The sequence below is a fragment of the Bradyrhizobium sp. Crot121 genome (assembly GCF_059512385.1).
The window spans coordinates 117,647-135,657 of record NZ_JCAMOR010000008.1 but is presented as its reverse complement, the minus strand read 5'-3'; the positions used below and the strand labels follow the sequence as shown (position 1 = coordinate 135,657).

The 18,011-nt window shown below is 64.2% G+C and carries 19 protein-coding genes; 14 read left to right on the top strand and 5 right to left on the bottom strand.

Annotation, left to right across the window (positions count from 1 at the left end; translation table 11 throughout):
* Positions 1-32: 32 nt before the first annotated feature.
* Positions 33-1,655: a helicase HerA-like domain-containing protein gene (locus AC5ZGW_RS10695; RefSeq protein WP_130227231.1), complete on the bottom strand. Its 1,623-nt coding sequence runs from the start codon at positions 1,653-1,655 to the stop codon at positions 33-35.
* A gap of 345 nt (positions 1,656-2,000) precedes the next feature.
* Here AC5ZGW_RS10695 and AC5ZGW_RS10690 point away from each other — a divergent pair, with 345 nt between their 5' ends.
* From AC5ZGW_RS10690 to AC5ZGW_RS10625, 14 genes are all read left to right on the top strand, one after another.
* A complete protein-coding gene (locus AC5ZGW_RS10690) occupies positions 2,001-2,366 on the top strand; it encodes a DUF2267 domain-containing protein (protein WP_130227232.1) in 366 nt (121 codons plus the stop codon).
* A gap of 37 nt (positions 2,367-2,403) precedes the next feature.
* Positions 2,404-2,811, top strand: a complete 408-nt coding sequence (locus AC5ZGW_RS10685) for a DUF4332 domain-containing protein (RefSeq protein WP_130227233.1) — start codon at positions 2,404-2,406, stop codon at positions 2,809-2,811.
* A gap of 68 nt (positions 2,812-2,879) precedes the next feature.
* A complete protein-coding gene (folP, locus tag AC5ZGW_RS10680) occupies positions 2,880-3,716 on the top strand; it encodes a dihydropteroate synthase (RefSeq protein WP_245474811.1) in 837 nt (278 codons plus the stop codon).
* Entirely contained in the window at positions 3,713-4,093 is a 381-nt protein-coding gene (gene folB / locus AC5ZGW_RS10675; protein WP_130227235.1) for a dihydroneopterin aldolase, read from the top strand. The genes folP and folB overlap by 4 nt, the downstream gene beginning before the upstream one ends.
* Positions 4,086-4,574: a 2-amino-4-hydroxy-6-hydroxymethyldihydropteridine diphosphokinase gene (folK, locus tag AC5ZGW_RS10670; RefSeq protein ID WP_028166174.1), complete on the top strand. Its 489-nt coding sequence runs from the start codon at positions 4,086-4,088 to the stop codon at positions 4,572-4,574. Before folB ends, folK begins: the two co-directional genes overlap by 8 nt.
* Positions 4,575-4,725: 151 nt before the next feature.
* Positions 4,726-6,591 (top strand): methylmalonyl-CoA mutase subunit beta, encoded by a 1,866-nt coding sequence (locus AC5ZGW_RS10665; RefSeq protein WP_130227236.1) that lies wholly within the window; start codon positions 4,726-4,728, stop codon positions 6,589-6,591.
* A 2-nt stretch (positions 6,592-6,593) separates the two neighbouring features.
* Entirely contained in the window at positions 6,594-7,058 is a 465-nt protein-coding gene (locus AC5ZGW_RS10660) for a GFA family protein (protein WP_130227237.1), read from the top strand.
* Positions 7,059-7,261: 203 nt separating this feature from the next.
* On the top strand, positions 7,262-9,418 hold the full coding sequence (scpA, locus tag AC5ZGW_RS10655; RefSeq protein ID WP_130227238.1) for a methylmalonyl-CoA mutase: 2,157 nt from the start codon (positions 7,262-7,264) through the stop codon (positions 9,416-9,418).
* 36 nt (positions 9,419-9,454) lie between these two features.
* On the top strand, positions 9,455-9,751 hold the full coding sequence (locus AC5ZGW_RS10650; protein WP_130227239.1) for a nucleotidyltransferase family protein: 297 nt from the start codon (positions 9,455-9,457) through the stop codon (positions 9,749-9,751).
* Positions 9,752-9,794: 43 nt separating this feature from the next.
* Positions 9,795-10,091, top strand: coding sequence for a HepT-like ribonuclease domain-containing protein (locus tag AC5ZGW_RS10645; RefSeq protein ID WP_245474812.1), 297 nt, complete (start codon positions 9,795-9,797; stop codon positions 10,089-10,091).
* A complete protein-coding gene (locus tag AC5ZGW_RS10640; protein ID WP_496113911.1) occupies positions 10,088-10,870 on the top strand; it encodes a DUF3298 and DUF4163 domain-containing protein in 783 nt (260 codons plus the stop codon). The genes AC5ZGW_RS10645 and AC5ZGW_RS10640 overlap by 4 nt, the downstream gene beginning before the upstream one ends.
* On the top strand, positions 10,867-11,853 hold the full coding sequence (gene meaB, locus AC5ZGW_RS10635; RefSeq protein ID WP_130227240.1) for a methylmalonyl Co-A mutase-associated GTPase MeaB: 987 nt from the start codon (positions 10,867-10,869) through the stop codon (positions 11,851-11,853). The genes AC5ZGW_RS10640 and meaB overlap by 4 nt, the downstream gene beginning before the upstream one ends.
* Positions 11,850-12,512 (top strand): pyroglutamyl-peptidase I, encoded by a 663-nt coding sequence (locus tag AC5ZGW_RS10630; RefSeq protein WP_130227241.1) that lies wholly within the window; start codon positions 11,850-11,852, stop codon positions 12,510-12,512. Before meaB ends, AC5ZGW_RS10630 begins: the two co-directional genes overlap by 4 nt.
* Positions 12,513-12,607: 95 nt before the next feature.
* The gene (locus AC5ZGW_RS10625) at positions 12,608-13,978 is read left to right on the top strand and encodes a TIGR03808 family TAT-translocated repetitive protein (RefSeq protein WP_474419179.1); all 1,371 of its coding nucleotides are present in this window, start codon (positions 12,608-12,610) and stop codon (positions 13,976-13,978) included.
* 3 nt (positions 13,979-13,981) lie between these two features.
* Here the strand turns inward: AC5ZGW_RS10625 and AC5ZGW_RS10620 are convergent, their stop codons facing one another.
* From AC5ZGW_RS10620 to AC5ZGW_RS10605, 4 genes are all read right to left on the bottom strand, one after another.
* Entirely contained in the window at positions 13,982-14,440 is a 459-nt protein-coding gene (locus AC5ZGW_RS10620; protein ID WP_130229375.1) for a TIGR03809 family protein, read from the bottom strand.
* Between the two features lie 447 nt (positions 14,441-14,887).
* Entirely contained in the window at positions 14,888-16,528 is a 1,641-nt protein-coding gene (locus tag AC5ZGW_RS10615) for a S8 family serine peptidase (protein WP_245475033.1), read from the bottom strand.
* 81 nt (positions 16,529-16,609) lie between these two features.
* A complete protein-coding gene (locus tag AC5ZGW_RS10610) occupies positions 16,610-17,335 on the bottom strand; it encodes a hypothetical protein (protein WP_130229377.1) in 726 nt (241 codons plus the stop codon).
* The gene (locus tag AC5ZGW_RS10605; protein WP_028166186.1) at positions 17,332-17,901 is read right to left on the bottom strand and encodes a sigma-70 family RNA polymerase sigma factor; all 570 of its coding nucleotides are present in this window, start codon (positions 17,899-17,901) and stop codon (positions 17,332-17,334) included. The genes AC5ZGW_RS10610 and AC5ZGW_RS10605 overlap by 4 nt, the downstream gene beginning before the upstream one ends.
* Between the last annotated feature and the right edge of the window lie 110 nt (positions 17,902-18,011).

The window sequence follows — 18,011 nt, the reverse complement described above, 5'->3', positions numbered from 1 at the left end:
CCCTCGTCACAATCTGGTGTCGCAGCCAGACCCTACCGCCGCAACAGCCCGCCGAGTGCGCCGCGCACCAGTGCACGTCCGATCGAGCCGCCGACCTGACCGCCGACCGATTTGCCGACGTCGGCCACGATGCCGCCGATCACCTTGTTGGTGACCGAACGGGTGACGTTGCGCGCGATGACCTGGCCGGTCGACAGCCTGCCGCGCCTGACATTGGTGCCAAAGATCGTGGCGGCAATATCGCCGATCTGCCCGAGAATGCCACCGCCTCCACCGGCTTCCGAACCGTCCGCCGGCGCCGCCGTGCCCTCGATCCGCTTCTGGAGTATCTCGTAAGCGGATTCGGAATCGATCGCGGTATCGTATTTGCCCTTGAATGGGCTTGCGTCGATGATCTTCTTGCGCTCTTCCGGCGTAACCGGCCCGATCCGCGCTGACGGCGGCCGGATCATCACGCGCTCGACCATCGACGGCGTACCGCTTCCTTCGAGGAAGGACACCAGCGCCTCGCCCTTGCCGAGTTCCATGATCACGCGGGCGGTATCGAGCTTCGGATTGGGCCGGAACGTCTGCGCGGCGGCGGCGACCGCCTTCTGGTCGCGCGGCGTGAAGGCGCGCAAGGCGTGCTGCACGCGGTTGCCCAATTGCGCGAGCACCTTGTCCGGCACATCGATCGGATTCTGGGTGACGAAGTAGACGCCGACGCCTTTCGAGCGGATCAGCCGCACCACCTGCTCGATCTTGTCCAGCAGCGCTTTCGGCGCATCGTTGAACAAGAGATGCGCCTCGTCGAAGAAGAACACCAGCTTCGGCTTCGGCAGGTCGCCGGCCTCCGGCAGTTCTTCGAACAATTCTGAAAGCATCCACAACAGGAAGGTTGCATAGAGCCGCGGGCTCTGCATCAACTTGTCGGCAGCGAGGATATTGACGATGCCGCGGCCATCGCTGTCGGTCTTCATGAAATCCTTCAGCGTCAACGCCGGCTCGCCGAAGAATTTCGCGCCGCCCTGATTTTCCAGCACCAGGAGCTGGCGCTGGATGGTCCCGACGGTCGCCTTGCTGACATTGCCGAAGCTCTGCGCCGCTTTGCGGAGCGGCTCCAGCGGATCGTCCTCATCATCGGCGGATTTCTTGCCGCCAGACGGCACAATCGCATCCAGAAGCGCGCGCAGATCCTTCATGTCGATCAGTGCAAGCCCGTTCTCGTCGGCGACGCGGAACGCGACGTTGAGAACACCTTCCTGGACGTCGTTCAGATCGAGCATTCGTGACAGCAACAGTGGTCCCATCTCGGTGACGGTCGCTCGCACCGGATGCCCCTGCTCGCCGAACACATCCCAGAACACCGTCGAGAACTGGTCCGGCTGGAATTTCAGCCCCATCTCGCTGGCGCGTTTGACAACGAAGTCCTTGGCCTCGCCGACTTCAGCGATCCCGGACAGATCTCCCTTGATATCGGCGGCAAAGACCGGAACGCCGGCGCGCGCAAATCCTTCCGCCATCACCTGCAGTGTGACGGTCTTGCCAGTTCCCGTTGCACCGGTAACAAGTCCGTGGCGATTGGCGAGCGCTAGCGTCAACCACGCCGCTTGTTCGCCCTTACCGATAAAAATCTTCTCGTCCGTATCGGCAATCTTGTTGTCGGAAATCGCCATCGCATCGCCTCTTCGCGCGTATCGGGAAGGTATCTTCCCCGAACGCAACCATCATATTGCATCTTGCCCGTCGATTAAAACTGTCAAGCGCCGCCAGCGCTTTTTTTGCCACCCGGACGCGACATTCTCATCTTCTCTTTCGCTTGCGAGCCGTAAAAAACCGATGACGCAACGCGATAGAACAGCGCGATTAGCATACGTACTCTTGCATTACTGCAACACTTCGCCTGTGATGAGGACGAAAAGTGGGATCATCTGCGCTCGTCGCTTGTAATTCATGGCACAGGCGCTCAAGATCAATTCCCAAGCAAGGTCCGGCGGCAAGCCGGCTGAGGGCGGGGCAAGATGGACGAACTGGTTGGACGGCTGGCCGCCGAGGCCGGCATCGATAGCGCTGTCGCCGAAAAGACTGTCGGCATCGTTCTGGGTTTCCTCCGTCGGGAGGGGCCATCCAGCCAGGTTGAAGCGCTGATCGGCCAGATTCCGGGCGCGGAAGCGGCGATCGCGGCCGCGGACAGCAGTGCAGGTCTCGTGCGATTGATGGGCGGCGGATTGATGGCTGTCGGCACCAGGCTGATGGCGCTCGGCCTCAGCATGAATGAGGTTCAGCAGATTGCGCGTGAACTTTTCCGGTTCGGGCGCGACAAACTCGGAGCGGATCAGATGGGCGAGATCATCGCGGGGACACCAGGACTCAGCCAATTTGCTTGAACGCACCCTCAGGTTGAGTCATTCAATACCAGACATCATGACATACCCACTTTCCGAGATCGACGGTCTGAGCGCCTATTGCGCCTCGAAATTGAAGGCTCAGGGCATTCGCACCACGGACGCGCTGCTTGAGGCCGCCCGCACCGTCAAGGGACGCAAGACGCTCGCGGCCAAGACCGGCATCAGCGAACAACAATTGCTCGAATGGGCCAACGTTTCCGACTACATGCGCATTCCCGGGATGGGCAAGGCAAAGGTCGGGTTGGTCCGCGCCGCCGGCGTCACCACTGTTCGCGAACTCGCGCTGCGCAATCCGGCGCGCCTTGCGCAGAACATGAAGGACGTGAACACCAAGCGTAAGCTCGTCCGCGTGCTGCCCTCGGAGAAATCCGTCGAGCTCTTGATCGAGCGCGCACGCAAATTGCCGCCCAAGATCACTTACTAAACCTGTTCGCTATTCCCGGCTTGACTCGCCGGTGCGGGACGCGCAAATCGACCGGCATGATTGCTGCGATGCAAAGGGACGCCCATTCCGGCGGGACTGCGGTGCTGCCGGCGCTGCTATCCCGGCCCTACCCGGCCGTGATGGGCGTGCTCAACATCACTCCGGATTCCTTTTCCGACGGCGGCCGGTTTGCCGCGCCCGAACAGGCGCTGGCGCAGGCGCGCAAGATGGTCGCCGATGGCGCTGATATCATCGACCTCGGCGCCGAATCCACCCGCCCCTATGGTTCCCAGCCGGTCTCGGCCGAAGACGAGTTGCGGCGGCTTAAACCCGTGCTGGCGGATGTCGTCGCGCTCGGCGTGCCCGTATCGATCGACAGCATGAAATCGGACGTCGTGGCCTGGGCGCTCGATCACGGCGCGCTCATCGCCAACGATGTCTGGGGCCTGCAGCGCGATGCCGGCATGGCGCCCCTGGTCGCGGCGCGGCATGTGCCCGTCATCATCATGCATAACCGCGACAACGCCGATCCCTCGATCGACATCATGAAGGATGTTTCGGCCTTCTTCGCCCGTTCGCTCGACATCGCCGCCAAGACTGGCATTTCGACGGACCAGATCGTGCTCGATCCCGGCATCGGCTTCGGCAAGACGCCGCAGCAGAGCATGATGGTGCTGGCGCGGCTTGCAGAGCTTTCCGCGTTCGGCCTGCCGCTTCTCGTCGGCGCCTCGCGCAAGCGCTTCATCAGCACCGTGACGCCGTCGGAGCCCGACCGGCGCATCGGCGGCTCGATCGCGGCGCATCTCATCGCCGCGCAAGGCGGCGCGCAGATCATCCGCGCCCACGACGTTGCGGAAACGGTGCAGGCATTACGGGTGGCGGCAGCGATCAGGGGGCAGCAATGACCGATACGATCTTCATCACCGGCATCTTCATCCATGCCCGTCACGGCGTGATGGAACACGAGAGCGAAGTCGGGCAGCGCTTCGTCATCGATCTCGAACTCTCCGTGGACCTCTCCGAATCCTCGCGCACCGACAAGCTTGCCGACACTGTGTCCTATTCAAACGTGGTGGCGACCGCAACCGAGGCATTCAAGGATACCAATTACAAGCTCCTGGAGCGGGCCGCGGGCGCGGTGGCGGAGGCGGTGCTGTCGACCTTCCCTCGCATCAGCGCAGTCAAGGTCACCGTGCACAAGCCGCACGCGCCGATCGCCGCGATCTTCGAGGATGTCGGCGTGGTGCTGACGCGCACGCGGCAATCAGCCGCGCATGGCTAGCGCGCTGATCGCATTGGGCGGCAATCTCGGCGACGTCCGCACGACGTTCAACAAGGCTATTCCCCAAATCTGCGGCATGACGCAGGCCGCGCTGGTGGCCCGCTCGGCGGATTATGCCACGCGCCCCTGGGGCGACGAGCAACAGCCAGACTTCGTCAATGCCTGCATCGAGATTGAAACCAGCCTCGATCCCCACGCGCTATTATTCTGTCTGCAGAAGGTCGAGACCAAGTTCGGCCGCGACCGCTCTCCCGAACGCCGCTTCGGCCCGCGCACGCTCGATCTCGACCTGATCGCCTATGACGATGTCAGGATCGACCGGCCGGAGTTGACGCTGCCGCACCCTCGTCTGTTCGAGCGCGCCTTCGTGCTGGTGCCGCTGGCGGAGATCGCGCCCGACCGTGTCATTGCGGGACGGACGATCAAAGATGCGCTGGCGGCGGTTTCGACCGACGGTATTGTACGGCTCCCGGAGCCGTAGTCCCGGTAGGGTGGAACACGCAACCCGGGTGGGCGTCTGCGCTTCACCCGGGCTACGGGATTGCGGTACTGAAAACAGCGTTTGGCTTGGCGGCTTCGGCGTGGCAATTTCCGGCCAAACGGCGAGGACGACTTGAGGAACGATAGGGCGGATGACGACCACGACTGACGATCTGCGATTGGCGGCCGATTTCGCGCCGGCGACTTACGAGGACTGGCGCAAGCTGGTGGACGGCGTCCTGAAGGGCGCGCCGTTCGAGAAGCTGGTCGGCAAGACCTATGACGGGATCAAAATCGAGCCGATCTATCGCCGCGCCACCAATGCCGGCCCGATCGCCGGCCGCGGTCAGGCTGCGCCCTGGCAGATCATGCAGCGGATCGATGATCCCGACCCGCGCCGCGCCAATGCGCAGGCGCTGCATGATCTCGAGAATGGCGCCACCGGCCTCGCGCTGGTCTTCGCCGGCGGCAGCGGCGCCCATGGCTTCGGACTCGAGCCGACGGCGGAAGCCGTCGACAAGGTGCTTGACGGCATCTATCTCGACGCCGGCATTGCCCTTGATCTTCAGATCGGCCCGCAATCGCGGATGGCCGCAATCCATGTCGCGGAATATGTGAAGCGCAGGGGATTTGATCCCGCGAACTGCGACATCCGTTTCGGGCTCGATCCGCTGGCGGCCTGTGCGGTCTGGGGCTTTAGCCCCTATGACTGGGGCGAGATCGTGCCGGCGGTGACCGGCGCCGTCAAAGGCCTGGTGGCGCTCGGCTTCAAGGGGCCTTTCGCCGCCGCCGACGGGCGCGTGATCCATGATGCCGGCGGATCGGAGGTGCAGGAACTCGCCTTCGTGCTGGCAAGCGGGGTCGCCTATCTGCGCGCCCTCGAACAAGCCGGTGTCGCGCTCGAGGATGCCCAAGGCATGGTCTATGCGCGGCTCAGCGCCGATGCCGACCAGTTCCTGACGCTGGCGAAATTCCGCGCGCTGCGGCTCCTGTGGGCGCGGATCGAGCAAGCCTGCGGACTGACGCCACGGCCATTGTTCATCGCCGCCGACAGCGCCTGGCGGATGCTCACGAAGCGCGATGCCTATGTGAACATGCTGCGCGCCACCATGGCCACGTTCGCCGCGGGGCTTGGCGGTGCCAACGCCGTCACCGTGCTGCCGCACACGCTGGCGCTCGGCCTGCCCGACGACTTTGCCCGGCGCGTTGCGCGCAACACGCAACTCATTCTTTTAGAAGAGTCCAATCTCGCAAAAGTATCCGATCCGGCAGCGGGCTCCGGCGGCATCGAGACGCTGACGAAGGAACTTTGCGAAGCGACCTGGTTGTTGTTCCAGGAGATCGAAAGCGCCGGCGGCATCTTTGCCGCGCTTCAGCAGAACCTGATCCAGCGCAAGGTCGCCGCGACGCGTGCCGCGCGCGAGGCCAACATCGCCAAGCGTCGCGACGTGCTGACCGGCGCCAGCGAGTTTCCGAACCTGCACGAGGCCGATGCAACGGTGCTGGAAGCAAAACCGGTTGTGCTACCAGCTTATGGTGAGGCCAAGTTCAAGTTCGACGCGCTGTCACCGATGCGGCTCGCTGACCCCTTCGAGGCACTGCGCGACAAATCGGACGCAAAGTTGAAGTCGAGCGGGGCCCGTCCAAAAATCTTCCTCGCCGATCTCGGCACGCCCGCCGACTTCACCGCGCGCGCTACCTTTGCGAAGAGCTTCTTCGAGACCGGCGGCATCGAGGCGCTCGACAGCGAGGGATTTTCCGATCCCGCGGCGCTCGCGGCCGCCTTCAAGGCGTCGGGGACCGCAATCGCCTGTCTGTGTTCCTCGGATAAGGTCTACGCGGAACAGGCCGCTGCGGCTGCCAAGGCCCTTCAAGCCGCCGGCGCAAGGCATATCTATCTGGCTGGACGGCCGGGGGAGCTGGAAGCCGCGCTGCGCGCGACCGGCGTGACCGATTTTGTCTTCGCCGGCTGCGACGCGCCGGCGACGCTGCAGGAAGCCTATCGGCGGATGGAGTGAGCATGACGTCGAGCCAAAAACCCGTTCTGACCGGCGGCTGCCAATGCGGCGCCATCCGTTTTGCGGTGACGGCGGCACCTACGCGGATCAGCATCTGCCATTGCCGGATGTGCCAGAAGGCCTCCGGCGCGCCGTTTGCCTCCTTCGCCGATATCGAGCGGACCGATTTCACCTGGACCCGTGGTAGGCCGGCGTCGTTCCGTTCCTCTTCAATTGCCGAGCGCGACTTCTGCCCCGCCTGCGGCACCCCCTTGAGCTTCCACCTCATCGACGGTCCCCGGATCGAGATCATGACCGGCGCCTTCGACCGGCCCGACATGGTGGTGCCGACCCGGCAATACGGCACTGAATCAAGGCTTGGCTGGGTGGTCGGCATCGCCAACCTGCCGAGCCAGACCACGCAACAGAATTACGGGCCGGAGAAGATGGCGACCATCGTCAGCCATCAGCATCCGGACCATGATTGAGGGCGGCCTGTTGCTGAGCGAGATGCCGCGATGAAGCGAATTCTAGAATGGGCAGATTGGCTATTAAATCCCTTCGCATGGATCGCTTCCCTGGTAGGAAAGGGAGTGGACGGTCTCGCGAAAGATTATCGGGATGATCCCGTCTACAAAGAGAATGTACAGCGATTGATCGAACGGAATCGCAGGTTTGAGGGAACAAAGGAATGACGCGCATTCCCAATTTCGCTGATATCGCTTTCAAGCCAACCGCCAGCGCGCCTCCCACCGACGCGATCGAGGCCTGGCTGACGCCCGAAGGCATCCCGGTCAAGGCGAGCTATGGCGAAGCCGATCTCGCCGGCATCGACTTCCTCGAGACCTGGCCGGGCGTCGCACCGTATCTGCGCGGCCCCTACCCGACCATGTATGTCAACCAGCCCTGGACCATCAGGCAATATGCCGGCTTCTCCACGGCCGAGGACTCCAACGCGTTCTATCGCCGCAACCTCGCCGCCGGACAAAAGGGCCTTTCGGTCGCGTTCGATCTCGCCACCCACCGCGGCTACGACTCCGATCATCCGCGCGTCTCCGGCGACGTCGGCATGGCCGGCGTTGCGATCGACTCGATCTACGACATGCGCACGCTGTTCGCAGGCATTCCGCTCGACCAGATGAGCGTGTCGATGACCATGAACGGCGCGGTGCTGCCGATCCTCGCGCTGTTCGTGGTGGCCGCCGAGGAACAGGGCGTGCCGCCGGAGAAACTGTCGGGCACCATTCAGAACGACATTCTGAAAGAGTTCATGGTGCGCAACACCTACATCTACCCGCCGTCGCCCTCGATGCGGATCATCTCCGACATCTTCGCTTTCACCTCGCAGCGGATGCCGAAGTTCAACTCGATCTCGATCTCCGGCTATCACATGCAGGAGGCCGGCGCTACGCAGGACCTCGAACTCGCCTATACGCTCGCCGACGGTGTCGAATATCTGCGCGCCGGACTTGCCGCCGGCCTCGATGTCGACCGGTTCGCGCCGCGGCTGTCTTTCTTCTGGGCGATCGGCATGAACTTCTTCATGGAAGTCGCCAAGATGCGCGCCGCGCGCCTGCTGTGGGCCAAGCTGCTCAAGCCGTTCAACCCGAAGGACCCGCGCTCGCTCTCGCTGCGTACGCACTGCCAGACCTCGGGCTGGTCGCTGACCGCGCAGGATGTCTTCAACAACGTGATGCGCACGACCATCGAGGCGATGGCGGCGACGCAGGGACACACCCAGTCGCTGCACACCAATGCGCTCGATGAAGCGCTGGCGCTGCCGACCGACTTCTCCGCCCGCATTGCGCGCAACACCCAGCTCTTCCTGCAGCAGGAAAGCGGCACCAACCGGATCATCGATCCCTGGGGCGGCTCCTACTATGTCGAGCGGCTGACCCGCGATCTCGCCGCCAAGGCCTGGGGCCATATCCAGGAAGTCGAAGAGCTCGGCGGCATGGCCAAGGCGATCGAAGCCGGCGTGCCGAAGCTGCGGATCGAGGAGGCTTCGGCCAAGACGCAGGCGCGGATCGACGCTGGTAAGCAGGCAGTGATCGGCGTCAACAAGTACAAGCCGGAGAACGAGGCGCCGATCGACGTCTTGAAGGTCGACAACACCAACGTGCGGCGGCTGCAGATCGACAAGCTGAAGCGGCTGCGGCAGGAGCGCAATCAGCAGGACGTCGAGCAGGCACTGGCGGCGCTGAGCCGTTCGGCCTCCGAAGGCAACGGCAATCTGCTGGCGCTCGCCATCGACGCGGCGCGCGCCAAGGCGACCGTCGGCGAGATTTCGGACGCCATGGAAAAAGTGTTCGGCCGCCACCGCGCCGAGATCAAGTCCATCACCGGCGTCTACAAGCGGGAGGCAGCCGCCATGTCCAACCGGGTCGAGAAGGTGCAGGCGCTGATCGATGCCTTCGAGGAGGCCGAAGGCCGCCGGCCCCGCATCCTGGTGGCGAAGATCGGCCAGGACGGCCACGATCGCGGCCAGAAGGTGATCGCATCGGCCTTTGCCGATATCGGCTTCGACGTCGATATCGGGCCGCTGTTTGCCACCGCTGACGAAGCGGCCCGGCAGGCGGTGGAAAACGACGTCCACATCCTCGGCGTCTCCTCGCTCGCCGCCGCGCATCTGACGGCGGTGCCGGAACTGAAGGCGGCGCTGAAGAAATACGGCCGCGAGGACATCATGATCATCATCGGCGGCGTGGTGCCACCACAAGATTACGAGGCGCTGTACCAGGCGGGCGCGGAAGCGATCTTCCCGCCCGGCACTGTGATCTCCGACGCCGCCGAAGAGCTGATCCACAAGCTCAACGCCCGGCTCGGCCATAGCGAGGCGGCGGAGTAGCTGATAGACTGGCTGAACTGCGCAACAGGTTGTGCCATGACGCGTGACGAGGTTATTGCTGCGATACGAAAGAACGCCGATGCCATCAAGGCAACGGGCGTGTCGAAGCTCGCCATTTTTGGCTCGCGCGTACGCGGCGACAATCGTCCTGACAGCGACATCGACGTGCTTGTCGAGATCGAGCCGGACGCTTCGTTTTCACTTCTCAATTTGATTGGTGTCGAGCACATCATTGAGGATGCGACCGGGCTGCAGGCGCAGGCTACCACGCGGCGGTCGCTCGACCCCCGCTTCGCGCAGCACATTGCAGACGACATCGTCGAAGTGTTTTGACGTGCGGCCGACGTCAGCCGACCGAATCGATCATATCCTCATAGTGATCGATGACATTCGACGTATCGTCGCTGGGCATACACGCGAAAGCTTTGCCAACGATCTGGTGATACGGCTGGCTGTGGAACGATTGCTCATCAGCGAGGCGTCCCGGTTCATTCGAATAGATCTGAAGGCGCAAGAGCCTCGCATCAATTGGAGGGCTTTAGCCGATCTTGGAAACTGGTTACGGCATGCCTATCACCGAACCGACGCGGACTTGCTTTGGAGCATGGTCGAGGACGATCTCGAACCTCTCAAGAACTTTGCAGAACAAATTGCCAAGGAAGCGAAGCCTTGAACTTGCTGAACAAATTGAGCATTGCGCTGGCATTGAGCGTTATATGCATCCAGCCGGCTCTCGCCGCAGATCCCAAACCCGACGCTTTGGTCAAGAACAGGAGCATCGAAGCCACCGTCTATCTCGACGACAAGATCAAGGCCGATCCCGCGCTGGCGGCGGACTGCCTTGCCGAAGGCAAGAAGTGGGTCGACAAGAGCGCTGCGGAGGCGGCATCCACGCGGAAGCAGGATCCGCAACTGTTCGACCGTGGCGGCTGGACCTTCGAGCGCAAGTACAACATCCGCTCGGTTGTCGGTGGCCGTTACGTGAGCATTGTCCGCAACGACTACATCAATACTCGCGGCGCGCATCCGAATTCAGACGTCAACACGATCCTGTGGGATTCCACCGACAAGAAGCGCATCAGCATCCGCCCGTTCTTCACGGAGACCGCCGACGACGGACCGACCATGAAGGCGATGCTGGAGGCAGTCATCGCCTCATTGAACGCCGAGAAGAAGAAGCGCGGCGCCGATGAGACCGCGACCGCCGAGTGGTACAAAGAACTGAAGCCGACGCTGCTCAAGATCGGCGCGGTGACGCTGGCGCCTTCGACCGAGACGGGCAAGAGCTCCGGCCTGACCTTCCACTATCCGCCCTATGCCGTCGGCCCCTACGCCGAGGGCCAATACGTCGCGTTCGTGCCGTGGGAGACGCTGAAGCCATATCTGTCGCCGGACGGTGCAAAGGTTTTTAGCGGATCGCGGCCCAAAGCGGATGAAGACGATCAGCAATGAGCGGCACCAAAGCGCTCGACATCAACGCCCTCGCTCATGAACTGCGCGCCGGCAACCGCGCGGCGCTGGCGCGTGCGATCACGCTGATCGAAAGCCGTCGCGCCGACCACCAGGCGGCGGCGCGCGATCTGGTGCAGGCGCTGCTCGCGGACACCGGCAAGGCTTTCCGTGTCGGCATCACCGGCTCGCCCGGGGTCGGCAAGTCGACCACGATCGATGCGCTCGGCATGTACCTGATCGAGCACGGGCACAAGGTCGCGGTGCTGGCGGTTGATCCGTCCTCAGCGCGCAGCGGCGGTTCGATCCTTGGCGACAAGACGCGGATGGCGCGGCTCTCGGCGTCCGAGCAGGCCTATATCCGCCCCTCGCCTTCCTCCGGCACGCTCGGCGGCGTCGCGGCGAAAACGCGCGAGGCGATGTTGCTCTGCGAGGCGGCCGGCTTTGACGTGGTGCTGGTAGAAACCGTCGGCATTGGCCAGTCCGAGACGGCGGTCTCCGACATGACCGATTTCTTCCTCGCGCTGATGCTGCCCGGCGCCGGCGACGAATTGCAGGGCATCAAGAAGGGCCTGGTCGAGCTCGCCGACATGATCGCGATCAACAAGGCCGACGGCGACAATCTCAAGCGCGCCAATGTCGCGGCAGCCGACTATCGCAGCGCGCTGCATATCTTGGCACCGCGTTCGCAACACTGGCACCCGCCGGTCGAAACCTATTCGGCCTTGACCGGCGCGGGCATCGACAAGCTCTGGCAGAAGATCGTCGAGCATCGCACCGCGATGAACGCCTCCAGCGAGTTCGCGGCGCGACGGCGCGAGCAGCAGGTGAAATGGATGTGGTCAATGCTGGAGCAGCGGATCATGGCGCGCCTGCGCTCCGACCCCGCGATCCGCGCCAAGGTGAAGAAGACGGAGGCCGAGGTTGCTGACGGCCGCATCTCGCCGGCCGTGGCGGCCGAGCAGATCGCGGAACTGTTGCGATGAGCGAAAAGCTCTCCGTACTTATCACCGGCTTCGGTCCGTTTCCCGGGGCGCCGTTCAATCCGACCATGCCGCTGGTGAAGCGGCTGACGCAGCTTCGCCGTCCCGCCTTCGATGATGTCAGGCTGACGAGCCACATCTTCCACGTCGCCTACGACACCGTCGATCGCGAATTGCCCGAACTGATCGCGCGCGTCCGTCCGCGGGCGCTTCTGATGTTCGGGCTTGCCAGCCGCACCGCGCACTTACGGATCGAGACCCGCGTCCGCAATGCCGTCACCACGCTGGTCGCCGATGCCGGCCGCCGCCGTGCGCGCAAGAGCTCGATCGTTGGCGGCGCCGACGCGACAATGTTCGGACCGCATACCGCAAGACTGCTGCGCGCCGCGCTCGCGACCGGCATCGACGCGCGCGCCTCTCGCGACGCCGGCAGCTATCTCTGCAACTACCTAAGCTGGCGTGCGATCGAAGCCGTGGAGAAGACCGACCGCCTGCGGCTCGCCGCATTCGTGCATGTGCCGCTGATCCCGCGCCACGGCACATCGCTGCGCAAGGGAACCGAGCGCATCACGCTGGAAGATCTCGTCGATGCCGGCGAGGCGCTGCTGACGGAAATGGTGAAGCTGGCGCGGCGCCCAGCGCATATCTCCACCCGCGATTAACCCTACCCCCAACAATCACCCGCGCGCGCCCTCGCGTCCGCCACGCGCGACTGCCGATCTGCGCTACGATTTGCGGCGTCGCGGGGCCACGCATCATGAACGTCAATCGCCGCCATCTCATCGGAGCTTCCGCAGCGGGCGCCGCCGGCGCGCTGGCGCTGTCGGCGGACGCTGCGCGCGCGGCGCCGCTCACCTCCGCGCTCGGCCGCGACGCCACCCAGTATGGCGTCCGCCCCGGCAGTCCCGACGACCAGACCAAAGTCCTGCAGCGCGCGATCGATGAGGCCGCACGCGCGCAAGCACCGCTGGCGCTGCCGCCGGGCGTCTATCGCACCGGCCTGCTCCGCCTGCAGCGCGGTTCGCAGCTCATTGGCGTGCGCGGTGCGACCAAACTCGTCTTCAACGGCGGGCTGTCGATGTTTCTTGGTGAGGGCGCCGACGGCATCGGCCTCTCCGGCCTCACGCTGGACGGCGGCAGTGTGCCGCTGCCGACGCGGCGCGGCCTCGTGCATTGCCTCACGGCGCGCGATGTCCGCATCACCGGATGCGAGATCAAAGGCAGCGGCGGCAACGGCATCTGGTTCGAGCAGGTGTCGGGCGACGTCAGCGGCAACATCTTCACCGACATTGCGACCACCGCCATCGTCTCGTTCGACGCGCTGGGCCTGATGGTCTCGCGTAACACGATCTCAGGCACCAACGACAACGGCATCGAGATCCTGCGTACCGCCATCGGCGACGATGGCACCATCGTTGCAGACAACCGCATCGAGGACATCAAGGCTGGCCCCGGCGGCTCCGGCCAGTACGGCAACGCCATCAACGCCTTCCGGGCCGGCAATGTGATTGTGCGTGGCAACCGCATCAAGAACTGCGACTATTCCGCCGTGCGCGGCAATTCGGCGTCGAACATCCATATATCAGACAACAGCGTCAGCGATGTCCGCGAGGTCGCGCTCTACTCGGAGTTCTCCTTCGAGGGTGCCGTCATCGCCAACAACACGGTCGACGGCACGGCCGTTGGCGTCTCCGTGTGCAATTTCAACGAGGGCGGCCGCATCGCGGCGGTCCAGGGCAACGTCATCCGCAACCTGATCCCGAAGCGGCCGATCGGGACCGCGCCGGACGATGATGCCGGCATCGGCATCTATGTCGAGGCGGATACCGCGGTCACCGGCAATGTGATCGAGAACGCGCCCTCCTTCGGCATCGTTGCCGGCTGGGGCAAATATCTGCGCGACGTCGCCATTACCGGCAACGTGATCCGCAAGGCGTTCGCCGGTATCGGCGTCTCGGTGGTACCGGGCGCCGGGATCGCGCTGGTCCACAACAACATGATCTCGGAAACGCCGCGCGGCGCCGTAGTCGGGCTCGACCATGCGCGGGTCATCACGACCGATCTATCGCTTGCCGGCGCGCAGCAATATGCGCAGCTCGTGCTGGGCGGCAACGCGGTGCGGAGATAATTTCTAGAGCGTGTTGCGCAGCAGCGGATAGCGCGCCTGAATGGCGGCGAGGTCGAGCAGCGGCAGCGGCGCCTCTTCCGGCGCCGGCGCTTCCTCTTCCACAGCCTGCATGAGCGCGACAATCTCGATCGGCGGCTCCGGCGGCGCCACTGGTGCCGGCCGTTCGACCGGTCGCTGCTGCAACCGCACCGGGGTCGGCAGCGGCGTCACGTGGCCACGGCCGAGCCAGGAGATGTCGATCGGCGAATTGTCCAGCGAGGCCTCGCGCCGCAACAGCTCGCGCCAGGTCTCGACCGCCTGCTTGGCTTCCTGGACGTTCTCGAGGAAGGACACCTCGCTGTGATAGCGGCGCCAGCGCCCGGATTCGAACAGTTCGGTGAGGTGTTCCAGCCGTGCTTCCGCCAGCGCGCACCAGCGCGCCACGATCTCGCGGCCTCTGGCCGCGTCAGTTCGATTTGTCATTAAGACAGCCCGTAAGGAGAGAAACGGACGCAAGACGCAACCGAACCGAATCAAAACATGATTGGGATATTCTGTGGAAAAGGTAAAGAAAGTCTAACACCTTTTCGTAAACGACTCGGGGCACGCAGAGAAGTCCGCAGGAATACCGGATTATTGGGTTTGCGGCTCTTAGACGGTCGACGCGACGCCAGCATGACTGACGGCGCAACCAGAAAGCGTTGTCCACGCTGTCCACAAAAATGAAGACCCGTCCGGGGGGACAACCGGACGGGTCAAGCCATATGGGCGCTTGGGGTGGATGGGCGCTCGCGCCTGATATAGCTAATGGGGAGGAATGGATCGCTCCCACACTTTATTGGTCGCGACACCCTGCCCGACGTTCAAAATCCCGGTTCGATTTTTTTAACCTTCCGCGGCGACGGCCTGCGGCCAGAAGGCGGGGAAAACTCACTGCGCGGCCGGGCTTTTCACGTCATTTTCGGCCGATTTGTCCGCTGCCATGGCCGGTGCCGACTGTTCCATCGCCCGGCTCACAGAAGTGTTATCCTGCGCGGGCGCAGCCGGTGCGTGCTTGCCAGAGGCGAGCGGAACTGGCGCGACGGCGGACACCGCCGCGAACGCATCGGCCTGCCCTGCCCCAAACAGATCGTCACGTCCGGGGGCGCCGAGATCGCGCGCCGTGGCGGTCAGGATCGAGCGCACCTCGTTCGGTTTCAGCGCAGGATTGCGCTCCAGCACCAGTGCCGCAATGCCGCTGACGAAGGCGGCGGAAAACGACGTGCCCGAAGTGATCTGGTATTTGCCGTCCGGCGCCGGCAGGAAGATATCGGCGCCGGGCGCAGCGAGTGCGATGTAGTTGCCCCGGTTCGAGGCGGAGAACAGTTTCTCCTGCGCATCGGTGCCGCTGACCGCGATCACGTTCGGGTTCGCGGCGGGATAGAGCGGCGCCGATTTCGCCCCGGCATTGCCGGCGGCGGCGACCGGCACGATGCCGCGCGCCGCACTCGCGGCGACCGCCCGCTCGATCAGTGGATCCTTGGGGCCGGCAAAGCTCATATTGATGATCTGCGCGCCGTGCAGCACCGCATAATCCAGTCCCTTCAGGATCACATAGGACGAGCTCTGCGCCCCGTTCGCGGTCGCGCCGAACGCGCGGATCGCGAGAATGCGCACCTCCGGCGCGCTCCCCATCAGCCTGGCATGGGCGGCGATCACCCCCGCGAGGCCGGTACCGTGCGCATGCGGCCCTTCATTGCTGCCGATCGCATCGAACGTGTCGGCAATCGTATTCGCCAGTTCCGGATGGCCGGCATCGATGCCGGAATCGATCACGGCGATGGTCACGTTCATGCCGCGGACGAGTGTGTGCGCCTGCGGCAGGCGAAGCTGCGCCAGCGCGTATTGCGCCGGGTCGCCCTCGGTCGGTGCCGTCTTCTGGTCCTGCAACAGGTAGCGGAAGTTGAGCTGCACCGAGCGCACGCGGCCGTCGCCGGCCAGCGCCCGGCGCACCACGTCCACCGGGCGGCGATCGGTGATGCGGAACAGGCCGATGGTGGAGCCGAGCAGCGGGACGTTCCGTATCTCCGCCCGCGCCAGGCCATGACGCCGCGCCAGCTCCTCGATCTGCGCGTCGGTCAGCGCACCATCGATTTCGGCCACGAGTTCGTTGGGCACCGCGCGGAAATCAACCGCGGTTCGCGGCGCGTTGTTGCGCGATCCGCCCTTGGCCTTCCTGCCGGCCGCCTTGCCGCCACTGCCGCCATCCGCAGTGGAGACGACGGGACGGTCGAGGCACTCGCCGTCGCTACCGCGATAGGCAGCGTCGCAGGCGCGGTGGAGGTTGGGCGAATAGCGCGCGGAGGGCAGCGTCGACTGCACACCAATGCGGGGCATGGTGGTGACGCTGATCCGCGAGGGGGTCCGCGCAACCGCCGCCCCGCCGATATTGGTATTGACCCGCGGCCCGACATTCGTGCTGACGCTCGGCACCCGTGGGGCGACGCGGATTTCCGGCGTGCGCATGATGCTCTGCGCCGCGGCCGGACCTGTGGAACCGATGAACAGCGCCGAAATCAGCACCAACGCCATCTCGATCCGCCATTTCGAGCGTTCACGGGTCATGGCATCTCGCGCTAGCGCGTCGTGGGAAAATCTATGACCGCTTGCGCCTTACGGCGTCTCCACCGCGAGGCTGACGATCTTTTCCTTCTGCAGCCTGCCGAGCAGCGCGGCGACGTCGGTCTTGCTCATCGCGCTGTTGCCGAACTGGATCCGGAACATGCCGTCGCGGGCCCCGCCAATGATCGAGGCCTGGTAATTGTCGAGCAGCGCCGTGATGTCGGAAATGCGGGCGTCCGGCGCGAAACGAACTAGCGCGCGCGGCGGGCTCGTCACACCGAGGTTGCGGGTGATCGGAGCGGCGGACTCGAGCGCAGCCGCCCGCTGCTCCAGCGTGAGCGACGCCGTCTGGAACGAACTGCCCTGGCTCTTCATCATCAGCACCGCGCCAATCACGCCGGCCTGCAGCAGCAGCACGACCGCACCAACGCCCGCCGACCACGCCAGCGTCCGCGGCGACAGGCTTGCAAAGAACTGCGAGATTCGCCTGGAAAGGCTCACCGAAGTCGGCCGTGTGCGCACCGGCTCCTGGTCGATCTCGGCGAACAGTTTCTGCATGGCGCGCATCGACGGCGCGCCCAAACTCTCGTTGAGGCGGATGGTCTCGGCAAATTCCTCGCGGATCACGGCATATTGCCCGGCGAGTTCCGCATCGCTGGCCAGCGCCTCCTCGACACGTCGCGCATCGCGCGCGTTCAACGTGCCCGTGGCATGCCAAGGCAGCAGCAATTCGACGTCGCTGGGCTCTTCCAGCATCTTCCTTCTCGCCGCCATCATGGCCAACCTCGCTCTATGCCGGCTGCCTTGAGCAGTTCGGCCAATTTCTTCCGCGCATAGAACAGGCGCGTCTTCACGGTGTTCTCCGGAATACCAACGATCTCGGCGACTTCCTCCACGGACTTCTCGTGGTAGTAGACCAGATCGACAATCTCCCGGTGCTCCAGCGAAAGTGCCGTTAGACACTTGCGCAACGCTTCACCCGTATCCTTCTTCTGCACCGCCACTTCCGGATCGTCGGACGCATCCTCGATCGCGTTCGCGGCGTCTTCATCCAGTTCAGCGTCCTTCCTGCGCCGCAGCGCAGACAGGGCCTTGAACCGGGTGATCGCCAACAGCCAGGTTGAGACGGCAGATCGTCCTTCGAATTTGCCGGCCTGGCGCCAGACATCGAGAAACACCTCGCTGATGAGGTCTTCCGCGACCTGTTCGTCCCGCACAAGCCGGAGTCCGAAACGGTACACTCTGACGTGGTGCCGCCCGTACAGCACCTGCATGGCGAGCCGGTCGCCTTGAGCGATCCGGGCGATCAGAACCTCGTCTGAAGCCGCCTGTGTCGCGCTCAATGGCCGTCTCGCAAGATTGGTCGAGAGCGGGTGGGGGCTGGTTCGATGGAGAGAGCAGAATTCTTCACATTACCGCAATGTGCGGAACGCATGTGTGAACTATCCCACAA

Bases quoted from the DNA above. Each gene is read 5' to 3' on its own strand.
- AC5ZGW_RS10615 (WP_245475033.1), bottom strand. From the start codon at position 16,528: ATGGCGTTGGTGCTGATTTCGGCGCTGTTCATCGGTTCCACAGGTCCG.
- AC5ZGW_RS10610 (WP_130229377.1), bottom strand. From the start codon at position 17,335: ATGATGGCGGCGAGAAGGAAGATGCTGGAAGAGCCCAGCGACGTCGAA.
- folP (WP_245474811.1), top strand. From the start codon at position 2,880: ATGCAAAGGGACGCCCATTCCGGCGGGACTGCGGTGCTGCCGGCGCTG.
- AC5ZGW_RS10625 (WP_474419179.1), top strand. From the start codon at position 12,608: ATGAACGTCAATCGCCGCCATCTCATCGGAGCTTCCGCAGCGGGCGCC.
- folB (WP_130227235.1), top strand. From the start codon at position 3,713: ATGACCGATACGATCTTCATCACCGGCATCTTCATCCATGCCCGTCAC.
- AC5ZGW_RS10695 (WP_130227231.1), bottom strand. From the start codon at position 1,655: ATGGCGATTTCCGACAACAAGATTGCCGATACGGACGAGAAGATTTTT.
- AC5ZGW_RS10690 (WP_130227232.1), top strand. From the start codon at position 2,001: ATGGACGAACTGGTTGGACGGCTGGCCGCCGAGGCCGGCATCGATAGC.
- AC5ZGW_RS10630 (WP_130227241.1), top strand. From the start codon at position 11,850: ATGAGCGAAAAGCTCTCCGTACTTATCACCGGCTTCGGTCCGTTTCCC.
- folK (WP_028166174.1), top strand. From the start codon at position 4,086: ATGGCTAGCGCGCTGATCGCATTGGGCGGCAATCTCGGCGACGTCCGC.
- AC5ZGW_RS10665 (WP_130227236.1), top strand. From the start codon at position 4,726: ATGACGACCACGACTGACGATCTGCGATTGGCGGCCGATTTCGCGCCG.
- AC5ZGW_RS10620 (WP_130229375.1), bottom strand. From the start codon at position 14,440: ATGACAAATCGAACTGACGCGGCCAGAGGCCGCGAGATCGTGGCGCGC.
- AC5ZGW_RS10650 (WP_130227239.1), top strand. From the start codon at position 9,455: ATGACGCGTGACGAGGTTATTGCTGCGATACGAAAGAACGCCGATGCC.
- meaB (WP_130227240.1), top strand. From the start codon at position 10,867: ATGAGCGGCACCAAAGCGCTCGACATCAACGCCCTCGCTCATGAACTG.
- AC5ZGW_RS10685 (WP_130227233.1), top strand. From the start codon at position 2,404: ATGACATACCCACTTTCCGAGATCGACGGTCTGAGCGCCTATTGCGCC.
- scpA (WP_130227238.1), top strand. From the start codon at position 7,262: ATGACGCGCATTCCCAATTTCGCTGATATCGCTTTCAAGCCAACCGCC.
- AC5ZGW_RS10660 (WP_130227237.1), top strand. From the start codon at position 6,594: ATGACGTCGAGCCAAAAACCCGTTCTGACCGGCGGCTGCCAATGCGGC.